The sequence below is a fragment of the Pseudomonas sp. GW822-FHT07A10 genome (genome assembly GCF_058798795.1).
Genome location: NZ_JBXAKV010000014.1, coordinates 111,662 through 129,855, shown reverse-complemented (window position 1 = coordinate 129,855; position 18,194 = coordinate 111,662). Strand labels below are relative to the sequence as shown.

The following is an 18,194-nucleotide window of genomic DNA, read 5'->3' as shown; positions in this document are numbered from 1 at the left end:
AAAGAAGGGACTGCTGCGCAATCCAACGGGAGCAAGCCCCCTCGACACAGGGTTTCAGGTCAATCCATCGAGCCGTAACGCTTGGCCGCCTCGATCGCCAGCCCGCTACCGATGCTGCCGAAGATATTCCCCTCAACATGCTGCGCCTTCGGCAACATCGCCGAGACGCTGTTACGCAGCGCCGGAATCCCGCTAGAACCGCCGGTGAAGAACACCGTATCCACCTGATCGACCCGCACATTGGCGTCGTTCAGCAACTGGGTCACGCTGTTGCGCACCCGCTCCAGCAAGTTGTCGATGGCTGATTCGAACAGCGCACGAGTCAGTTCCACACTCAAACCGGGCTCGATGCGGTCCAGCGGCACATGACGGCTGTCAGCGTGGGTCAGCTGGATCTTGGTTTCTTCCACTTCCATCGCCAGCCAGTGCCCGGCGCGCTGGTCGATCAGCTTGAACAGGCGATCGATGCCGCCGGTGTCTTCGATGTCGTAGCGCATGCTGCCCAGGGCCAGGGTCGATTTCTGCGAGTACACCGAGTTGATGGTGTGCCAGGTCGCCAGGTTCATGTGATGGCTGGTGGGCATGTAGGCGCCGCTCTTCATCCGGCTGCCGTAGCCGAACAGCGGCATCAGGCCTTGCAGGCTCAGCTGCTTGTCGAAATCGGTCCCGCCGATGTGCACGCCGCCGGTGGCGAGGATGTCGTCATGACGGTTGTCATGTCCGCGTCGCTCAGGGGACAGGCGCACCAGCGAGAAGTCGGACGTACCGCCGCCGATGTCGACAATCAGTACCAGCTCTTCCTTTTCGATGGTGGATTCATAGTCGAACGCCGCTGCAATCGGTTCGTACTGGAACGAGACTTCCTTGAAGCCGATGGCGCGGGCCACGTCCACCAGGGTGTTTTCGGCTTCCTGGTCGGCCAGTTCATCGTCGTCGACGAAAAACACCGGACGGCCTAGCACCACTTCCTCGAACTCCCGACCGGCGGCGGCTTCGGCGCGCTTCTTCAGCTGGCCGATGAACAGCCCGAGCAGGTCCTTGAACGGCATCGCCGTGCCGAGGACGCTGGTGTCGTGCTTGATCAGTTTGGAGCCCAGCAGGCTCTTGAGCGAGCGCATCAAGCGGCCCTCGTAACCTTCCAGGTACTCGTGCAGCGCCAGCCGACCGTACACCGGGCGGCGTTCTTCCATATTGAAGAAGACCACCGAGGGCAGGGTTATCTTGTCGTCCTCCAGCGCGATCAGCGTTTCCATGCCGGGGCGCAGCCAGCCGACGGTGGAGTTGGACGTGCCGAAGTCGATACCACAGGCACGGGCTGGAGATGCGTTTTTCATGTCTTTCAAGTTCCGGTTAAAAAACGGCCGCGCAGTGTATGTCAGTGCGGCGCAGATTCGAAGGCCGACTATCTGTTAAATCACATTGATCTGCGCTTGAAAGATGCGTCATCACCCCCAAACTTCCCTGCATAGGTTTGGCAATCCTTGGGCTACAGCAAGAACTGCGCCCGGCTGCCGATAAACTACTGATGCGCTGCCCGGTCACAAAGTTGAGATTGATCAATCAAGACGCTGTAAACCAGAGCATGCTGTACCGAGTGGCGCGATTTCGATAATGGATGGTGATTCCCTCGATGGACTTCAAAGACTATTACAAGATTCTCGGCGTGGAGCCGACCGCGGACGATAAGGCGATCAAGGCCGCCTATCGGAAGCTGGCGCGCAAATACCACCCCGATGTCAGCAAGGAAAAGGACGCCGAGGCCAAGTTCAAGGATGCGTCGGAAGCCTATGAAGCGCTGAAAAGCGCCGACAAGCGCGCCGAATACGACGACTTGCGCAAATACGGTCACCACGGCCAGCCGTTCCAGGGCCCGCCGGGTTGGCAGAGTCGTGGTGGTTTCGGTGGCGGTGGTCAGGACACGGGCGATTTCTCGGACTTCTTCAGTTCGATCTTCGGCAACCGTGGTTCGGGTTTCGGTGGTGGTGGACGGTCGGGCCATAGCGCCGGTCGTCGAGGGCAAGACGTGGAAATGGAATTACCGGTTTTTCTGGAAGAAACCCTCTCGACCGAATCGAAGAAGGTCAGCTTCCAGGTGCCGCAGTACAACGCTGCCGGCCAGCATGTCAGCAACACCAGCAAAAGCCTGAACGTGAAGATCCCCGCCGGCGTGACCGACGGCGAGCGCATCCGCCTCAAGGGCCAGGGTGCTCCGGGCATCGGTGGCGGGGCCAATGGCGACTTGTACCTGACCATTCGTTTTGCGCCGCACCCCAAATTCGATGTCGAAGGCGAAAACCTGATCATCACCTTGCCACTGGCGCCGTGGGAACTGGCGCTGGGGACCGAAGTCGCGGTGCCGACCCTGACCGGCAAGATCAACCTCAAGGTGCCGGCCGGCAGCCAGAATGGCCAGCGTATGCGCGCCAAGGGCCACGGCCTGATGCACAAGGCCGGGCACCGTGGTTACCTGTTCGTGCAGCTCAAGGCGGTGATGCCGAAAAAACTCGACCATGACGTCAAGGCGTTGTGGGAGGAGTTGGCGAAAAAAGCTGCTTTCGATCCGCGAGAGAATTTTTGATTCCAAATTAAGGAGGAGCCCAATCATGAGCGACCCCGTGATCGTTCTATTGGACCTGGCAGAATTCTGTGAGGCGACCGAGTTGTCGGACGTGCATGTGATCGAGATCGTCGAACACGGCATCCTCGAACCACAGGGGACAGAGCCCAAGGATTGGCGTTTCACCGACTACGAACTGGTATTGGCCAAGCGCGCCGCCAAGCTGCGGCGCGACTTGGAACTGGAATGGGAAGGCGTCGCCCTGGCGCTGGACCTGCTTGACGAGGTCCAGCAGCTGCGGGCCGAGAACCGCATGCTCAAGCAGCGGTTGGGGCGCTTGGTGATCGAATAGTTGTAAACACTAAACCTGTGGCGAGGGGGCTTGCCCCCGTTGGGTTGCGTAGCGACCCCAAATCCGGTCATCGCGGTTTTTCAGACTGACCGCATGCGTCGATTTTACGACTGCTGCGCAGCCGAACGGGGGCAAGCCCCCTCGCCACAGCGGTCCCAAGGCGTTACACCTTCCTGGGCAACACCACGCTAAACAGTGTGCCCTCAGCCTCGTTGGAACTGACCTCGATCGTCCCTTGATGGGCATCAACCACTTCCTTGACGATGAACAATCCCAGACCAAGGCTGGTGCTAGGAGCTCCGAGTTCTTCGTCGGCACTGCGTACCAACGGATCGAAGATGGTGCCGATTGCCTCGGGTGGAATCGGCGCACCGTCGTTGTGCACGGTGAGGCGAACGCTGTCCGTTTCACCCCTGAGGGTCAGTTTGATCACGCTGTGGTTCGAACCGTGCTGCAAGGCATTGCCGATCAGGTTCTGCAGCATTTGAGCGAGCCTTCGGCCATCCCATACACCCCGGGTATCACCTTCGACGCTCAGTGTCGGATCGCATTGCGGATGAGCAGCGCAGGCTTGGGCAATCGCTTCGCGCGCCGCCTCGGCCAGGTCCATGGGCGCCGGTTCGATCGGCAGGCGCTTGCCCAGGCGACTGCGCACCAGTTCCAGCAAATCGCTGACCATCACCGCCATGTGCCGAGCGCCACGCTGGATATGGATTGCACACGTCAGCGCGTCGCCTTCGAGAGCGGCTTTGCGCAGCAGCATCTCCGTGGACATGCTCACCGCTTGCAGCGGCGCGCGCAGGTCATGGCCGAGGATCGCCAAAAAGATGTCCCGGGAGCGATTGACCTGCTCGGCATAAGCCTCGGTGGATTCGGCCAGGGCTTCGTCGATGGCCTCGTTGAAACGGATCATGTCCTGGAAATAGGCGATGTCCGGGGCGTCCAGGCTGTCGACCCACAACCGAATCACACAGGCACGCAAATGGCGGAACTCACTGGTCATCTGCACCAGGTCGAACCCCACGGTATGCCGCAGTTCGCCATGGCTGGCACCCGCTTCATCCAGGCTTGGGGTTTTCTCCGGGCCTTCGCCCTTGGCCTTGGCGAGCTGTTCGCTGGCGGTTTGCGCGGTGGTCATGTCCCGCGCTGCCGCCAGCAGAATCGCCTTGGCGTGGTCGCGCAAGGCTGCTTGATCCATGTACTCGGCCGCCGGGGCGATCGTTCTGGCGAACTGTTCCCATTCATCGACGATACGGTCCACGTGTTGCCTGATGAATTCGGATAAGCGCATGGCCGGCACACCTGACTGGAAACTCTTGGCATCTTAGCCCCTTTGCCGACGGGTAAAAACTACCGCTGACAAGGCGGATCAGGCTTGCGAGTTTTGCGGGTGGTATTTAATTGTTTTTTAGATTCTAAAGTTGAGTGGTGTTGTTTGTTTTATCGCTGTTTTCCAACAACTATTTGAGCTTTTATTTTTGTCGTCATTGAATAAGCTAGGCGTTCTGTTGATCGCATAGGGATACATGCGTAATGAATGAAGTATCAGAAGGATCTGTTTCGGGCACGTCTCCAGTGCCCGCTGTCGATGAAAATATTCATCTGAATTATCTTGCAACCAAAGTGCCGGCGTTAATAAATAAGCCATTGGTATCAAAACTTGTATCAAATGCAATTCAGCCACCCGACTTTCCCGAGTGGTACGTCAAGGCCAGCGCTATCGACCGTCAGTATCTCAAGGAGCTCATGAGTGAGCGCTGGCGATTGCAGGACAGTCTGGATGTCACACTGGGCAATTTACAAAAGGACATCAATAAGTTCGCCGAACCCTTGCTTGTTCAGGCCCTGAAAGAAAAGCTGAACCTGGATCTGGATGTTCATGCGACATCGGTACGGCTTTATATTCCGGCCCTTCTGGGTTTTGGCATCGACACCAATGCCAGTCGGCTCAGGCAGTCAACTCTGCTGGAGGCCGCACTCCATAACTTCGAGGAGTCTGAAACCCGTGCTGGCACCTTTCGTGATGGCTCCGGCATTTTCATTACCGACGCCGAAGGAGCCCTCAAGCGCCATTCATTGACCATCGAAAGTTTTGCGAGTCTTTGCAGGGATCTGGATCTCGGTGCGCAATATCAGCGACACATCACAGAGTTGCTGGCCCCTGCGGCGGCAGGTGCAAAGGCCTCACTTGAGCAACACTTCATCGGGACCGAAAAAGCTGCGTTCAATGAGTCGGCGCTGATTGCATATTTGAAGGGCGATATCACTTCTTATGCGTACGGCAAGTTGCAGCAACTGCGAGACAACCAGACAAACATCACGATGGGCAAGCGCCCGTTACAGTCTCATCGACTGTCTCTTTTGGGGGTGAAACTGTCGGGTATCGTGTTGTTCAGTGCAGTGGCTGATTCAACACGAGTAAAGCGAATCTACAATAGCCTGGTTCCGACACACCAACGAACAATGATGGAGTGGTCGCGCAAACTGGCTATTTTGCCCGGGCAGGAGTTTGATCAATTCAAACTACTCAAAGCCTTTTTTGCCAACGGGCCAAGCGGTGTGGTCGACGAGATACAGAGTAGAAACGATATTTTTACGCAAAGCCGGCTCGATGGCGCCTTGATCGCCTACGTACCTGAAGACCCTGAACATCCTTTGAAGGAATACCCGTCCTTCACCGATTTCATGAAGGAGCTGACGAGCCAATTGCGCTCGTCGGACTACCAGCAGTTCTTCAGTCGGTTCGTACCGCAAAAAGACAAGGGCAGGTTTTTCGCACGCGTCAGAGAGCGCTTCAGCACCTTTACCTGGCAGCAGCGGGAACCGTTGAGCATGGGGCCATGGTGGCGGGAAACTGCAGTGGAAAACCCCGATGCAGAGCCGATCACCAACGTGATTGAAGGCGCGCTCTGGCCTCAGCTCAGTCAATGGAGGCTCGACAAGGCCATCGCCGATGCGCGAGATATCGCCGTTCCCACTGACGATGAAGATGCCAATGCCCGTTGGGCGCGACTAAACAGTTACGCGAGCATCGGCTGGAACGTATTCAACTTCGGCGCGATGCTGGTACCGGGTTTGGGAGAGGCCATGCTGGGCATCATGGTCGGGCAAATGCTGCTCGAAACCATGGAGGGCATCGAAGACTGGAGCAAGGGAGACAAGGAAGAAGCGTCGGCGCTTCTGTGCGGTGTCCTGATCAATGCTGCCCAGCTGGCAATCATGGGGGCAGGGCATGTGTTGCCGACGGGCGCAGCGGCAGCGGTCAAGCCTTCGCCTTTTATCGACCAGTTGAGGCCGGTCGTACTCGCTGACGGCAAGACCCGCCTCTGGAACCCGGACTTGAGCCCGTACGAGCATCAAGTCAGTTTGAGTTCCGACTCGACGCCCAACGAGCGAGGCCTTCACGTGCACGGTGATAAGGAGTTGCTGCCGCGCGACAGCAAATACTTCGCGGTGCAGGACGATCCACTGACCGGCGAGCCAAGGATGCAGCATCCGGACCGGCCAACAGCTTACCAGCCAAAGCTTGACCACGATGGCGCCGGTACCTGGCACACCGAACTCGACCGCCCTGTCGAGTGGACTTCGGCCGAGCTCATGCGTGGGCTGGGGACGAAGTCAGAAGCGTTCGATGATGCAATGCTTGAACGCATCCGTATCGCCAGTGGTATCGAAGAAGATGTGTTGCGTCGGCTGCATGTCGAAAACGAAGCGCCGCCCGCGTTGCTGGTCGACACCATCAACCGGTTCAAGGCGTGGGCGGAAACGGGGAAACTGCCTGAGAACGACCAGTCAAACATTGCCGACGCCAGGACGCTTCAGGACACCTTCGCGCAATTGCCCGCCAACATGGCAGAGGAGCTACTGAGCGCCGCTGATCCGGCTGACTTGCGAGTGCTGGCCGAGCAAAAGCGTATTGGCTTGCACCTCAGGCAACAGGCGCGCGCCGCCTCGCTGGAGGTGCGTCTGGCGCGTGCCTATGAAGGGCTGTTCCTTGATTCACTGCAGGCGCTGGATACGGAAAGGCTGGCACTGCATAGCCTTGAAAGCTTGCCGAACTGGCCGCAGGAGGTGCGCATCGAGATTCGCGAGCATTCTTTCACTGGCCGTCTGCGCGACAGCATTGGCCCAGAAGAAGCGGATGTACGCAAAGTCCTGGTCAGCACGGAGAACGGTTATGAAGCGCGGGATGCCGAGGACAACCATCTGCACGGCGCCGATGACCTGTTTTCTTCGGTATTGCATGCCCTGCCTGACGCTGAACGCAAAGAATTGGGTTTTGAAATCAATCAAGGCTCGACACTCAAGCACACCGTTCAAAATGCACCATTGGCGCGTGACCAGCTGCGTCCGATGCTGGCGGACAGTCCGCTGCGCAAGCCTGCCTATGATCCCGAGACGATGAAGCTGTTCGGTGGAATGCCTCTTCCTCAAGGCATTCGACGGCTCACCGGACGCCTGACGTTGCAGGAACGCGTCAGGAGCGTGCGGCCGGGCTGGACGGAGGAGCAAGCCCAGGCTTATCTGGACGGTGCCGGCAACGAGGCTGACCCGGAACTGCGGGCCAGCGCGCTGGAAGCGGAATTCAACCGCCTCAATACCAACTTCCAGCGCTGGCTGAATTCGCCGACGGAAGCGTACAGATTCAGCCCTGCCGGCGTTGCCGAATGGCAGTCCAGAAACAAGTTGTACAAGGCCATTCGTCAGTGCTGGCAGCAAACCGGGCCCAGGGATGTGGACGCTTCCGGGAATCTACCGGGGACGGTGCTTGACCTCAGGAATATGCCCTTGGGGCGGCACTTGGGGACCATGCCTCCTCTGGATGCCGATTTTCAGCACGTGACTTGCCTGAACTTGCTGGGCACTGAAATGACCGACGCTCACGTCGCCTTTCTTGATCATTTCCCCAAACTCCGTTCGCTCAACCTTACCGGCAACCGGCTCACGCATTTTCCCAGTGCCGTGGGGCGAATGATTGGACTGACCGAGTTGTACTTCGCCGATAACCGGATTGTGCTGGATCTGCAGGGGGCTACGTACTTGAGATGGCTTACCCGACTTCAAAGTCTCGATTTGCAGGGGAACCCGCTGGGTCGAGTGCCGGATATCGGCGGTATGCGCCTGCTGCACACGGTGATGCTGGGCGATACCGGCATTGATACCTGGCCGGACGGATTGTTTTCTCAACCCCGATTCCGGCATTTTTACTTGAATCTGCAACGCAATGAACTGAGGGTCATCCCTCGGGTGACGCCCGGCTCTGTCGGAGCGGAGCTGGTGGCGCGGACGGTGGTGAGTCGGGACCGGCAGTGGATGTCGGCCGATACTTTGAACACGCTCAGAGACAACATCAGGTCCGTCGGCCTGGACCCCGATCGTCCGTATCCGCCTCGTGGTGTGCGCGACAGCCTTGAGTGGGAGGCTGGCCTGACGCGACGAGATTGGGTCGCCAAACAGGAGATATGGAACAGCGTGGAGGACGAATTCGGCTCGGTGCATTTTTTCAATAAGATCAGGAAGCTCACTGAGTCCAGCCACTTCCAAAACGACAACGCATTCAGAGTGGACATGACGAGCAAGGTCTGGCGAATGCTGGAAGCGATGTCCAAGGACAGTGAGTTGCGGAGCAACCTTTTTGTCATCGGCAGGGACGAGGCTACCAACTGTGTGGATGCCGGGGCCCAGTTGTTCAATTCAATGGGTGTGGAGGTGCTGATCCACGAAGCCTATGCGCTGGGGAGTCCAAGCCTGGTGGAGGCTGAACTGGTGCAGCTTGCCAGAGGCAAATCCCGTCTGGATGAGTTGAGCCGGATTGCCCACCAAGTGATCGCCGGTCGACTGGCGAACGGTGAGGATTACATGGTGGTCGATGCCAACGGCCGTGTTACGGGGAGCATCGATGAGGTCCAGGTACATCTGGGCTACATGACGGACCTGGCCGAGCGACTGGATCTGCCCTGGCAATCCCGTGATCTGCAGTTCCGCACGTACACGGACGTCACGCCTGAGATGATCGAAGATGCCTATCGGCGGGTACTGGATCTGGAGGCCGGCGATTTGCTGCGTGATTCCATCGTTGAACAGCCATTCTGGGCGTCTTACGTCCAGGGCTCGAATCGTCGCGCGTTCAAGGTGTTCAGGCGTCGAATCGATGCAACGACGGAGTTTTTCATGGCGCTTGATAAGCGCGCGACCGAACAGGATCTTTCGCTTGAGGCAAAGGCCGGCCTGAAAGAGGAGCTGAGGGTACTCGCCGCAGAGCTGGGCAAACCGGAAAGCGAGATTGCCCCAGGACAGATCATGACTCACGAGGCCTATTCCGCCGAGCTGGACTTGATCTATAACGAAATGAAGACACTGCTCAAAACCCTGACCCAACAGGCGATGGATCGGGCGAAGCTGTAAAGGGTGGAGATACCCTTTACGGTTGAACCGAGCAACTGATTGACCTGACAATACAGCCATCCCGGCACGAAGATTGACGCCCTTCGTGCCGGGTTTTTTATGCCTGACTGGAAATCAAAACAGAAAATACCGCTGGGCCATCGGCAACACATCCGCCGGTTCGCACCACAGCAGTACGCCGTCAGCCTTGACCTGATAGGTCTGCGGATCGACATCAATGTCCGGCAGATAGTCGTTGTGGATCAGATCGGTTTTCTGCACCTCGCGGCACCCTTTGACCACTGCGATTTTTTTCTTCAAACCCAGCGCCTCAGGCAGACCCGCCTCCTGTGCAGCCTGGCTGATAAAGGTCAGGCTGGTGGCGTGCAGCGAGCCGCCATAACTGGCGAACATCGGTCGGTAATGCACCGGTTGCGGCGTCGGAATCGAGGCATTGGCGTCGCCCATGAGGCTGGCGGCGATGGCGCCACCCTTGAGGATGAGCGTCGGTTTGACGCCGAAAAACGCTGGGCGCCAGAGCACCAGGTCGGCCCATTTGCCGACTTCGATCGAGCCCACTTCATGGCTGATGCCATGGGTGATCGCCGGGTTGATCGTGTACTTGGCGATGTAGCGTTTGGCGCGGAAGTTGTCGTTGCCTTGGCCATCGCCCGGCAGTGGTCCGCGCTGTTTTTTCATCTTGTCGGCGGTCTGCCAGGTGCGGGTGATGACTTCGCCGACGCGGCCCATGGCCTGGCTGTCGGAGCTGATCATCGAGAACGCGCCGAGGTCGTGGAGGATGTCTTCGGCGGCGATGGTTTCGCGGCGGATGCGGCTTTCGGCGAAGGCCACGTCTTCGGCAATGCTCGGGTCCAGGTGGTGGCAGACCATCAGCATATCGAGGTGTTCGTCGATGGTGTTGCGGGTGAACGGCCGGGTCGGGTTGGTGGAACTCGGCAGCACATTGGCGAAACCGCAGGCCTTGATGATGTCCGGCGCGTGACCGCCGCCCGCACCTTCGGTGTGGTAGGTGTGAATCGTGCGGCCCTTGAAAGCGGCGAGGGTGGTTTCGACAAAACCGGACTCGTTGAGGGTGTCGGTGTGAATCGCCACTTGCACGTCGTACTGATCAGCGACGCTCAGGCAGTTGTCGATGCTCGCGGGCGTGGTGCCCCAGTCTTCGTGCAACTTCAGGCCGATGGCGCCCGCCTTGACCTGTTCGATCAGCGGTTCCGGCAGGCTGGCGTTGCCCTTGCCGGTGAGGCCGATGTTCATCGGAAACGCATCGGCGGCCTGGAGCATGCGCGCCAGGTGCCACGGCCCTGACGTGCAGGTGGTAGCGTTGGTGCCGGTGGCCGGTCCCGTGCCGCCGCCGATCATGGTGGTGACGCCGCTCATCAGCGCTTCTTCGATCTGCTGCGGGCAGATGAAGTGGATATGGGTGTCAATGCCGCCGGCAGTGAGGATCATGCCTTCACCGGCGATCACTTCAGTGCTGGCGCCGACCGCGATGGTGACGTTGGGCTGGATGTCCGGGTTGCCGGCCTTGCCGATGGCGGCGATGCGTCCATCCTTGAGGCCGACGTCGGCCTTGACGATGCCCCAGTGGTCGATGATCAGCGCGTTGGTGATCAGGGTGTCGACGACATCGCGTGCCAGCAGTTGGCTTTGGCCCTGGCCGTCGCGAATGACTTTGCCGCCGCCGAATTTCACTTCTTCGCCGTAGGTGGTGAAGTCCTGTTCCACTTCGATCCACAGTTCGGTGTCGGCTAGGCGGACCTTGTCACCGACGGTGGGGCCGAACATGTCGGCGTAGGCTTGTCTTGAGATTTTCATGCGCTTGCCTTGGGATTCAATTGGGTTTGAGACTGTTCGCTTCGCTCACAGATTCGCGGGCAAGCCTCGCTCCTACAGGGGGATGCGATTAATTGTAGGAGCGAGGCTTGCCCGCGAAGGGGCCGGTGCGGACAACGCATTACTTACAGGTCGCCCATGATCCTGCCGGCAAACCCGAACACCCGGCGATGCCCGGCCAGGTCCACCAGCTCGACCTCGCGGCTCTGCCCTGGTTCGAAGCGCACCGCGGTGCCGGCGGGGATGTTCAGGCGCATGCCACGGCTGGCGGCGCGGTCGAAGGTCAGCGCGTCGTTGGTTTCGAAGAAGTGATAATGCGAGCCGACCTGGATCGGCCGGTCGCCGCTGTTGGCCACCGTCAGGCTGACAGTGCGTCGGCCCACGTTAAGCTCGATGTCGCCGGGCTGGATCTGGTACTCACCGGGAATCATCACTGGGCTCCTTGGAGAATCTTGTAGTAGAGGGCGGTCGGTTTGTAGCGCCCGTTCGGGTCGCAGGCGTAGTCCGGGATTTCGCCGGCACGGGTGTAACCCAAGGCCTTGTAGAAGTCTTCGGCGGGGGAGCCAGCCTCGGTGTCGAGGTAGAGCATGCCGCGCTTGTGCTGGCGGGCCGTAAGCTCAAGGGCATTCATCAACTGCTGGCCCAGGCCGCGACGACGGGCGTGTTCACGCACCAGCAGTTTCTGCACTTCGGCGCGGTTCAGCCCATTGGCTTTCTGGCACAGGTTCAGTTGCACACTGGCCTGCACCTGTTCGTCCTTGACCACCACCCACAGCAGCACGTTGCCTTTGTTCAGGTTGTCCTGGACTTCATCGAAATGGGCTCGGGCCTGGGTGGCGTCCAGATCCGCCATGAACCCGACGCTGGCGCCATAGCCGACGGCGTCGAGCAGCAGATCAATCAATCCCTGACGATAGTGCGCAAAGCTTTCAACGTTGACGCGTCGCAGTTGGGCGGCGTTCATGGGGCATCACTCCTTGTGGGGATCGGGTGGCATTGCGCCCGGATCGAGGATCAGTTGCATGAAGGTCAGGTCTAGCCAGCGGCCGAACTTGGTACCCACCTGCGGCATTTGGCCGGTGACGACAAAACCGGCCCGATCGTGCAGCCGGATCGAGGCGCTATTACCGCTTTCGATGGCGGCGACCATCACGTGTTTGTTGCAGCCTTTGGCGCGCTCGATCAGCGCTGCCATCAGTTGCGGGCCGAGGCCATTGCCGCGTTGGTCGTTGCGCACGTACACCGAGTGCTCAACCGTGTGGCGGAACCCGTCGAACGGCCGCCAGTCACCGAATGAAGCGTAGCCGAGTACGTTGTCGTCGCCGTCGACGATCACCAGAATCGGATAGCCCTGGGCTTGCCGCGCGCTGAACCAGGCCTGGCGGTTGCCCAGGTCCACGGCCTGTTCGTTCCAGATCGCCGTGGTATTGAGCACCGCGTCGTTGTAGATGTCGCGGATCGCCGGCAGATCGGCGTGCAGCGCATCGCGGATGTGGTAAGTCATGGCGCAGCCTCAGGCGATCGGTTGGTGAACGGTGACCAGTTTGGTGCCGTCGGGAAACGTCGCTTCGACCTGGATCTCCGGGATCATTTCCGGGATGCCTTCCATCACTTGTTCGCGGCTGAGCAGGGTGGTGCCGTAGTGCATCAGCTCGGCCACGGTCTGGCCGTCACGCGCGCCTTCGAGCAGCGCCGCGGAAATGTAGGCCATGGCCTCCGGGTAATTGAGTTTCACGCCGCGAGCCAAACGCCGCTCGGCCACGAGGCCGGCGGTGAAGATCAGCAGCTTGTCTTTTTCGCGTGGGGTCAGGTCCATCGTAGAAATCCATAATCGGCAGTTAAAAGGTTTACTCAACCTGTAGGAGCGAGGCTTGCCCGCGAAGAACGATAACGTGGTCCTCCAGTTAAACCGGGGCGTTCCCTTCGCCGGCAAGCCTCGCTCCTACAGGGATAGGTGTTCAGGTGGCCCATATTCTGGGCGGAACGGCTTCGCGGCCGAGCAATGCAGGCCGGAGCAATCGCCATAAATCAATCAGCCAGCCCCGTGCCAACAGCGCCTCGCTGGCCAGGCACCGGGCGACCAGCAGCCCCGGCAGCTGCGTCAGATCCCCGCGCACCTCATTGGGCAGCGAGCGGCACTTCTCCAGCAATTCACTATCAATCTCTCCGGTCACCAGCAACGTCGCAAACACCGGTTGCCCATCCAGCCCGATCGGCGAGTCCAGCAAACCGTCATCCCCGGCAATGCGCTGGCGTTCGTGCCAGAGCAACTGGCCGTCGCGGCGGATATCCAGGTGGGTCTGGAAGTGCCCGAGGTCGAAGCGCTCGCCACTGGCCGGACGCCCCAGCGCTACCACGTCCCAGTAGAACAACCGGGCATCGCCCTCAAGATCAATGCTCGTGCTGAGTTCAGCCTGAGCGGCGCTGAAGATAATCGTTTCTTGCGGCAGCCACTCCAACGTAGCACCGGCGGCAACGCGCAAGTCGAGTTTCTGATAAGCCGGCCCGGCCGCGCGATACCACTTGGCGGCGCCGGGGCTGGTGATTTGCGCCCAGGCGTGCGTGCCGACGCTGGCCGATATATCCAGCCGATCACCGCCGGCAATCCCGCCCGGCGGGTGGACGATGATGTGCTGACACACCTCGGGGCCTTCGGCATACAAGTGCTTCTGCACCCGCAGCGGGCCTTGATGACGGCGCTGCACCGGGCGGGTGCTGGCGCCGAAACGGGCGTAGCCCAGCTCCAGCTCGGCATGCCAGCTCGGGGTAAACAGCGCAGTGGGGAGAGGTAAATTCATATCGTCTAATTTATCGTCAGAAGGCTGCAGGTTAGATCGTAACCAGCCCACGCACACCTTCGGCTTCCATATTTTCGCCGCGACCTTGCTGCACGATCTCGCCCCGGGACATCACCAGGTACTGATCGGCCAGCTCGGCGGCGAAATCGTAGAACTGCTCCACCAGCAAAATCGCCATGTCGCCACGGGCTGCGAGCTTTTTGATCACTGCGCCGATTTCCTTGATCACCGACGGCTGGATGCCTTCGGTGGGCTCATCGAGAATCAGCAGCCGTGGACGACTGGCCAATGCCCTGCCGATTGCCAACTGTTGCTGCTGACCGCCGGACAAGTCACCGCCACGCCGTTGCTTCATTTGCAGCAGCACTGGGAACAGCTCGTAGATGAACGCCGGGACCTCTTTGGCTTCGGAACCCGGAAAGCGCGACAGGCCCATCAACAGGTTTTCTTCCACGGTCAGCCGGCCGAAGATTTCCCGGCCCTGAGGCACGTAAGCGATACCGGCATGCACCCGTTGGTGCGGCTTGAACGTGGTGATCGGTTTACCTTCCCAGTTCACCGCGCCCTCCTTGGCCGGCAGCAAACCCATCAGGCATTTGAGCAAGGTGGTCTTGCCCACGCCGTTGCGCCCGAGCAGGCAGGTGACTTCGCCGACCTTCACCTCAAACGTCAGGCCCCGCAGGATGTGGCTACCGCCGTAGTACTGGTGCAGCTTGTCGACTTGCAGCATCTTCAAAATTCCCCTGTGATCGTTCCCACGCAGAGCGCGGAATCGATCAATTGCTCATCAGCGGCCGAGGTAGACCTCGATCACCCGCTCATTGTCCTGCACCTGCTCCAGCGACCCTTCGGCCAGCACGCTGCCCTGGTGCAACACGGTGACGTGGTCGGCGATCGAGCCGACGAAGCCCATGTCGTGTTCCACCACCATCAGCGAATGCTTGCCGGCCAGGCGCTTGAACAGCTCGGCGGTGAATTCGGTTTCGGCGTCGGTCATGCCCGCCACCGGCTCGTCGAGCAACAGCAGTTGCGGGTCTTGCATCAGCAGCATGCCGATTTCCAGAAACTGCTTCTGCCCATGGGACAACAATCCTGCCGGGCGATTGACCGAACTGGTCAGGCGAATGGTTTCCAGCACCTCGCTGATGCGATCCCTTTGTTCGCCGCTCAGGCGAGCCCGCAAGCTGGCCCACACCGACTTGTCGGTTTTCTGCGCCAGCTCCAGGTTTTCGAACACGCTCAGGGCTTCGAACACGGTTGGCTTCTGGAACTTGCGACCGATACCGGCCTGGGCGATTTGCACTTCGCTCATCTGCGTCAGGTCCAGGGTTTCACCGAACCAGGCCTTGCCGTGACTGGGGCGGGTCTTGCCGGTGATCACGTCCATCAGCGTGGTCTTGCCCGCGCCGTTGGGGCCGATGATGCAGCGCAATTCGCCAACGCCGATGTACAGGTTCAGATTGTTGAGTGCCTTGAAACCATCGAAGCTGACGCTGATGTCTTCCAGGGTCAGGATGGTGCCGTGGCGCGTATTCAGGCCGGGGCCGACGCGTTGGCCGAGGCCAATGGCATCGCGGCTGCTGCCGGCATCCTTGTTGGGCTGCGGTGGAAAAAAGGCCGGTTCGAGCATGAATTCCGCAGTCGCTGTGATTCTCATGATTCACCCCTTTTCTTCAGCAGACCGATCACACCCTTAGGCAGATACAACGTTACGACGATGAACAGCGCGCCGAGGAAGAACAGCCAGTATTCCGGAAACGCCACGGTGAACCAGCTCTTCATCCCGTTGACCACACCGGCACCCAGCAGCGGACCGATCAGCGTGCCGCGCCCCCCCAAGGCAACCCAGACCGCCGCTTCGATCGAGTTGGTCGGCGACATTTCGCTCGGGTTGATGATCCCGACTTGCGGCACATACAACGCCCCCGCCAGGCCACACAACACCGCACTCAACACCCAGACAAACAGCTTGAAGCCGCGCGGGTCGTAGCCGCAAAACATCAGGCGGTTCTCGGCATCGCGCAACGCGGTCAACACCCGGCCGAACTTGCTTTGCGCCAGCCGCCAGCCGATGAACAGGCTCGCCACCAGCAGCAGTACCGTGGCGAAAAACAACACTGCGCGAGTCCCCGGTTCCGTGATGCCAAACCCGAGAATGCTGCGGAAGTTGGTGAAGCCGTTGTTGCCGCCAAACCCGGTTTCGTTGCGGAAAAACAGCAGCATCCCGGCGAAGGTCAGGGCCTGGGTCATGATCGAGAAATACACGCCCTTGATCCGCGAGCGGAAGGCGAAGAAACCGAACACCAGCGCCAGCAATCCCGGCGCCAACACCACCAGGCACATGGCCCAGAGGAAGCTGCTGGTGCCGGTCCAGTACCACGGCAATTCGGTCCACGACAGGAACGTCATGAACGCCGGCAAGCCGTCACCCGAGGCTTGGCGCATCAGGTACATGCCCATCGCATAACCGCCGAGGGCGAAGAACAGACCGTGACCGAGGGACAGGAGGCCGGCGTAGCCCCAGACCAGATCGAGGGCGAGGGCGACGATGGCGTAGCAAAGAATCTTGCCCACCAGTGTCAGCGTGTAGGCCGAGACATGAAACGCACTGTCCGGCGACAACAACGACAGCAATGGCAGCGCCAGTAGCAAAACGAGAATCACCGCGCCAACAGTGATGGTGACTTTGGGGCCGGCTTTTTTTGTCGCGGTAACGAGCAGAGGCTGGTTCATCAGTCGATCACCCGTCCTTTCAGTGCGAAGAGGCCTTGCGGACGTTTCTGGATGAACAGAATGATCAGCGCGAGGATCAGGATCTTGCCGAGTACCGCACCGATCTGCGGTTCGAGAATCTTGTTGGCGATGCCCAGGCCGAATGCGGCCAACACGCTACCGGCCAATTGACCGACACCGCCGAGCACCACCACCAGGAATGAGTCGATGATGTAGCTCTGGCCGAGGTCCGGGCCGACGTTGCCGATCTGGCTGAGCGCCACGCCACCGAGCCCGGCGATGCCCGAGCCTAAGCCGAAGGCGAGCATGTCCACGCGCCCGGTGGGTACGCCGCAACAGGCGGCCATGTTGCGGTTTTGGGTGACGGCGCGCACGTTCAAGCCAAGGCGCGTCTTGTTCAACAGCAGCCAGGTCAGCACCACCACAAACAAGGCAAACGCGATGATCACGATGCGGTTGTACGGCAGCACAAGATTGGGCAGCACCTGAATTCCGCCCGACAACCACGCCGGGTTGGCCACTTCAACGTTCTGCGCACCGAACACCAGACGCACCAACTGGATCAGCATCAGGCTGATGCCCCACGTGGCGAGCAGGGTTTCCAGCGGGCGGCCGTAGAGGTGGCGAATCACCGTGCGCTCCAGCGCCATGCCGATGGCGGCGGTAACGAAAAACGCCACCGGCAGCGCAATCAGCGGATAGAACTCGATGGCTTGTGGGGCGAAGCGCTGGAACATCAGCTGCACCACGTACGTCGAGTACGCGCCGAGCATCAGCATCTCGCCGTGGGCCATGTTGATCACCCCGAGCAGGCCGAAGGTGATCGCCAAGCCCAATGCCGCGAGCAGCAGAATCGAACCCAGGGACATGCCACTGAAGGCCTGACCGAGCATCTCACCGATCAGCAGTTTGCGTTTGACCTGGGCCAGGCTGGTTTCGGCGGCGGTGTGCACACTGGCGTCGGCTTCGACGCCGGGTTCGAGCAAGCCTTCGAGGCGGGTGCGGGCCAGTGGGTCGCCGGTTTCGCCGAGCAAACGCACGGCGGCGAGGCGCACGGCGGGGTCACTGTCGACCAGTTGCAGATTGGCCAAGGCCAGGCTCAGGGCGGCGTGAACAGTTTCGTCTTGTTCGTTAGCCAGTTGCTGGTCGAGGAATTTCAGCTGCGCCGGTTTGGCGCTTTTCTGCAATTGCTGCGCGGCGGCCAGACGGGTTTTGGCGTCGGCGGCGAGCAATTGGTGGCTGGCCAAAGCGGTGTCGATCAGACCCCGCAGGCGATTGTTCAGGCGCAGGGTTTTCGGTTGGCCATCGATGGTCAGCTCGCCTTGTTGCAGGGCGTTGATCAGTTCGATACGGGCCGGATCGGGCTGCGCGGCCCAGGTTTCCAGAAGCTTGGCTTGCTGCACGGGATTGGCCGCGACGAAGTCTTCGGCGTCGCCGGCGTGGGTGACCATCGGCAGTAACAGTGCGATGGCAAGGATCAAGCGGTAAAAGGCAGTGGGCATGTCAGTGTCCTTGC

Annotated in this window: 15 protein-coding genes; 3 read left to right on the top strand and 12 right to left on the bottom strand. The window is 60.0% G+C overall.

Annotated features, from left to right (window positions below; genetic code table 11):
- Nucleotides 1–59 precede the first annotated feature (59 nt).
- The gene (locus AC1RL4_RS22315) at nucleotides 60–1,334 is read right to left on the bottom strand and encodes an Hsp70 family protein (RefSeq protein WP_019582236.1); all 1,275 of its coding nucleotides are present in this window, start codon (nucleotides 1,332–1,334) and stop codon (nucleotides 60–62) included.
- 296 nt (nucleotides 1,335–1,630) lie between these two features.
- Here AC1RL4_RS22315 and AC1RL4_RS22310 point away from each other — a divergent pair, with 296 nt between their 5' ends.
- Both AC1RL4_RS22310 and AC1RL4_RS22305 read left to right on the top strand, forming a co-directional pair.
- Entirely contained in the window at nucleotides 1,631–2,578 is a 948-nt protein-coding gene (locus AC1RL4_RS22310; protein ID WP_018928458.1) for a DnaJ C-terminal domain-containing protein, read from the top strand.
- A gap of 25 nt (nucleotides 2,579–2,603) precedes the next feature.
- On the top strand, nucleotides 2,604–2,909 hold the full coding sequence (locus AC1RL4_RS22305; protein ID WP_018928457.1) for a chaperone modulator CbpM: 306 nt from the start codon (nucleotides 2,604–2,606) through the stop codon (nucleotides 2,907–2,909).
- Between the two features lie 163 nt (nucleotides 2,910–3,072).
- Here the strand turns inward: AC1RL4_RS22305 and AC1RL4_RS22300 are convergent, their stop codons facing one another.
- Nucleotides 3,073–4,200: a sensor histidine kinase gene (locus AC1RL4_RS22300; RefSeq protein ID WP_019582237.1), complete on the bottom strand. Its 1,128-nt coding sequence runs from the start codon at nucleotides 4,198–4,200 to the stop codon at nucleotides 3,073–3,075.
- Nucleotides 4,201–4,442: 242 nt separating this feature from the next.
- On the opposite strand from AC1RL4_RS22300, the gene AC1RL4_RS22295 reads away from it, so the two are divergent.
- Nucleotides 4,443–9,314 (top strand): dermonecrotic toxin domain-containing protein, encoded by a 4,872-nt coding sequence (locus tag AC1RL4_RS22295; RefSeq protein WP_230174526.1) that lies wholly within the window; start codon nucleotides 4,443–4,445, stop codon nucleotides 9,312–9,314.
- A 114-nt stretch (nucleotides 9,315–9,428) separates the two neighbouring features.
- Here AC1RL4_RS22295 and ureC read toward each other — a convergent pair whose 3' ends face one another.
- The 10 genes from ureC to urtB form a co-directional block, all read right to left on the bottom strand.
- Nucleotides 9,429–11,129, bottom strand: a complete 1,701-nt coding sequence (gene ureC / locus AC1RL4_RS22290) for an urease subunit alpha (protein WP_019582239.1) — start codon at nucleotides 11,127–11,129, stop codon at nucleotides 9,429–9,431.
- Nucleotides 11,130–11,272: 143 nt separating this feature from the next.
- Nucleotides 11,273–11,578, bottom strand: coding sequence for an urease subunit beta (locus AC1RL4_RS22285; protein ID WP_019582240.1), 306 nt, complete (start codon nucleotides 11,576–11,578; stop codon nucleotides 11,273–11,275).
- The gene (locus tag AC1RL4_RS22280) at nucleotides 11,578–12,111 is read right to left on the bottom strand and encodes a GNAT family N-acetyltransferase (protein ID WP_019582241.1); all 534 of its coding nucleotides are present in this window, start codon (nucleotides 12,109–12,111) and stop codon (nucleotides 11,578–11,580) included. Before AC1RL4_RS22280 ends, AC1RL4_RS22285 begins: the two co-directional genes overlap by 1 nt.
- A 6-nt stretch (nucleotides 12,112–12,117) precedes the next feature.
- Nucleotides 12,118–12,651, bottom strand: coding sequence for a GNAT family N-acetyltransferase (locus AC1RL4_RS22275; RefSeq protein ID WP_018928451.1), 534 nt, complete (start codon nucleotides 12,649–12,651; stop codon nucleotides 12,118–12,120).
- Nucleotides 12,652–12,660: 9 nt separating this feature from the next.
- Nucleotides 12,661–12,963 (bottom strand): urease subunit gamma, encoded by a 303-nt coding sequence (gene ureA, locus AC1RL4_RS22270; RefSeq protein WP_007937143.1) that lies wholly within the window; start codon nucleotides 12,961–12,963, stop codon nucleotides 12,661–12,663.
- 142 nt (nucleotides 12,964–13,105) lie between these two features.
- A complete protein-coding gene (locus AC1RL4_RS22265) occupies nucleotides 13,106–13,945 on the bottom strand; it encodes an urease accessory protein UreD (protein WP_028940147.1) in 840 nt (279 codons plus the stop codon).
- Between the two features lie 31 nt (nucleotides 13,946–13,976).
- A complete protein-coding gene (gene urtE / locus AC1RL4_RS22260) occupies nucleotides 13,977–14,675 on the bottom strand; it encodes an urea ABC transporter ATP-binding subunit UrtE (RefSeq protein ID WP_019582243.1) in 699 nt (232 codons plus the stop codon).
- A 57-nt stretch (nucleotides 14,676–14,732) separates the two neighbouring features.
- Nucleotides 14,733–15,602 carry an urea ABC transporter ATP-binding protein UrtD gene (gene urtD / locus AC1RL4_RS22255; protein WP_028940146.1) on the bottom strand — a complete coding sequence of 290 codons (870 nt, stop codon included), beginning with the start codon at nucleotides 15,600–15,602 and terminating at the stop codon, nucleotides 14,733–14,735.
- The gene (urtC, locus tag AC1RL4_RS22250) at nucleotides 15,599–16,678 is read right to left on the bottom strand and encodes an urea ABC transporter permease subunit UrtC (protein ID WP_019582245.1); all 1,080 of its coding nucleotides are present in this window, start codon (nucleotides 16,676–16,678) and stop codon (nucleotides 15,599–15,601) included. Before urtC ends, urtD begins: the two co-directional genes overlap by 4 nt.
- Entirely contained in the window at nucleotides 16,678–18,180 is a 1,503-nt protein-coding gene (urtB, locus tag AC1RL4_RS22245) for an urea ABC transporter permease subunit UrtB (RefSeq protein ID WP_230174522.1), read from the bottom strand. The genes urtC and urtB overlap by 1 nt, the downstream gene beginning before the upstream one ends.
- Nucleotides 18,181–18,194: the final 14 nt, after the last annotated feature.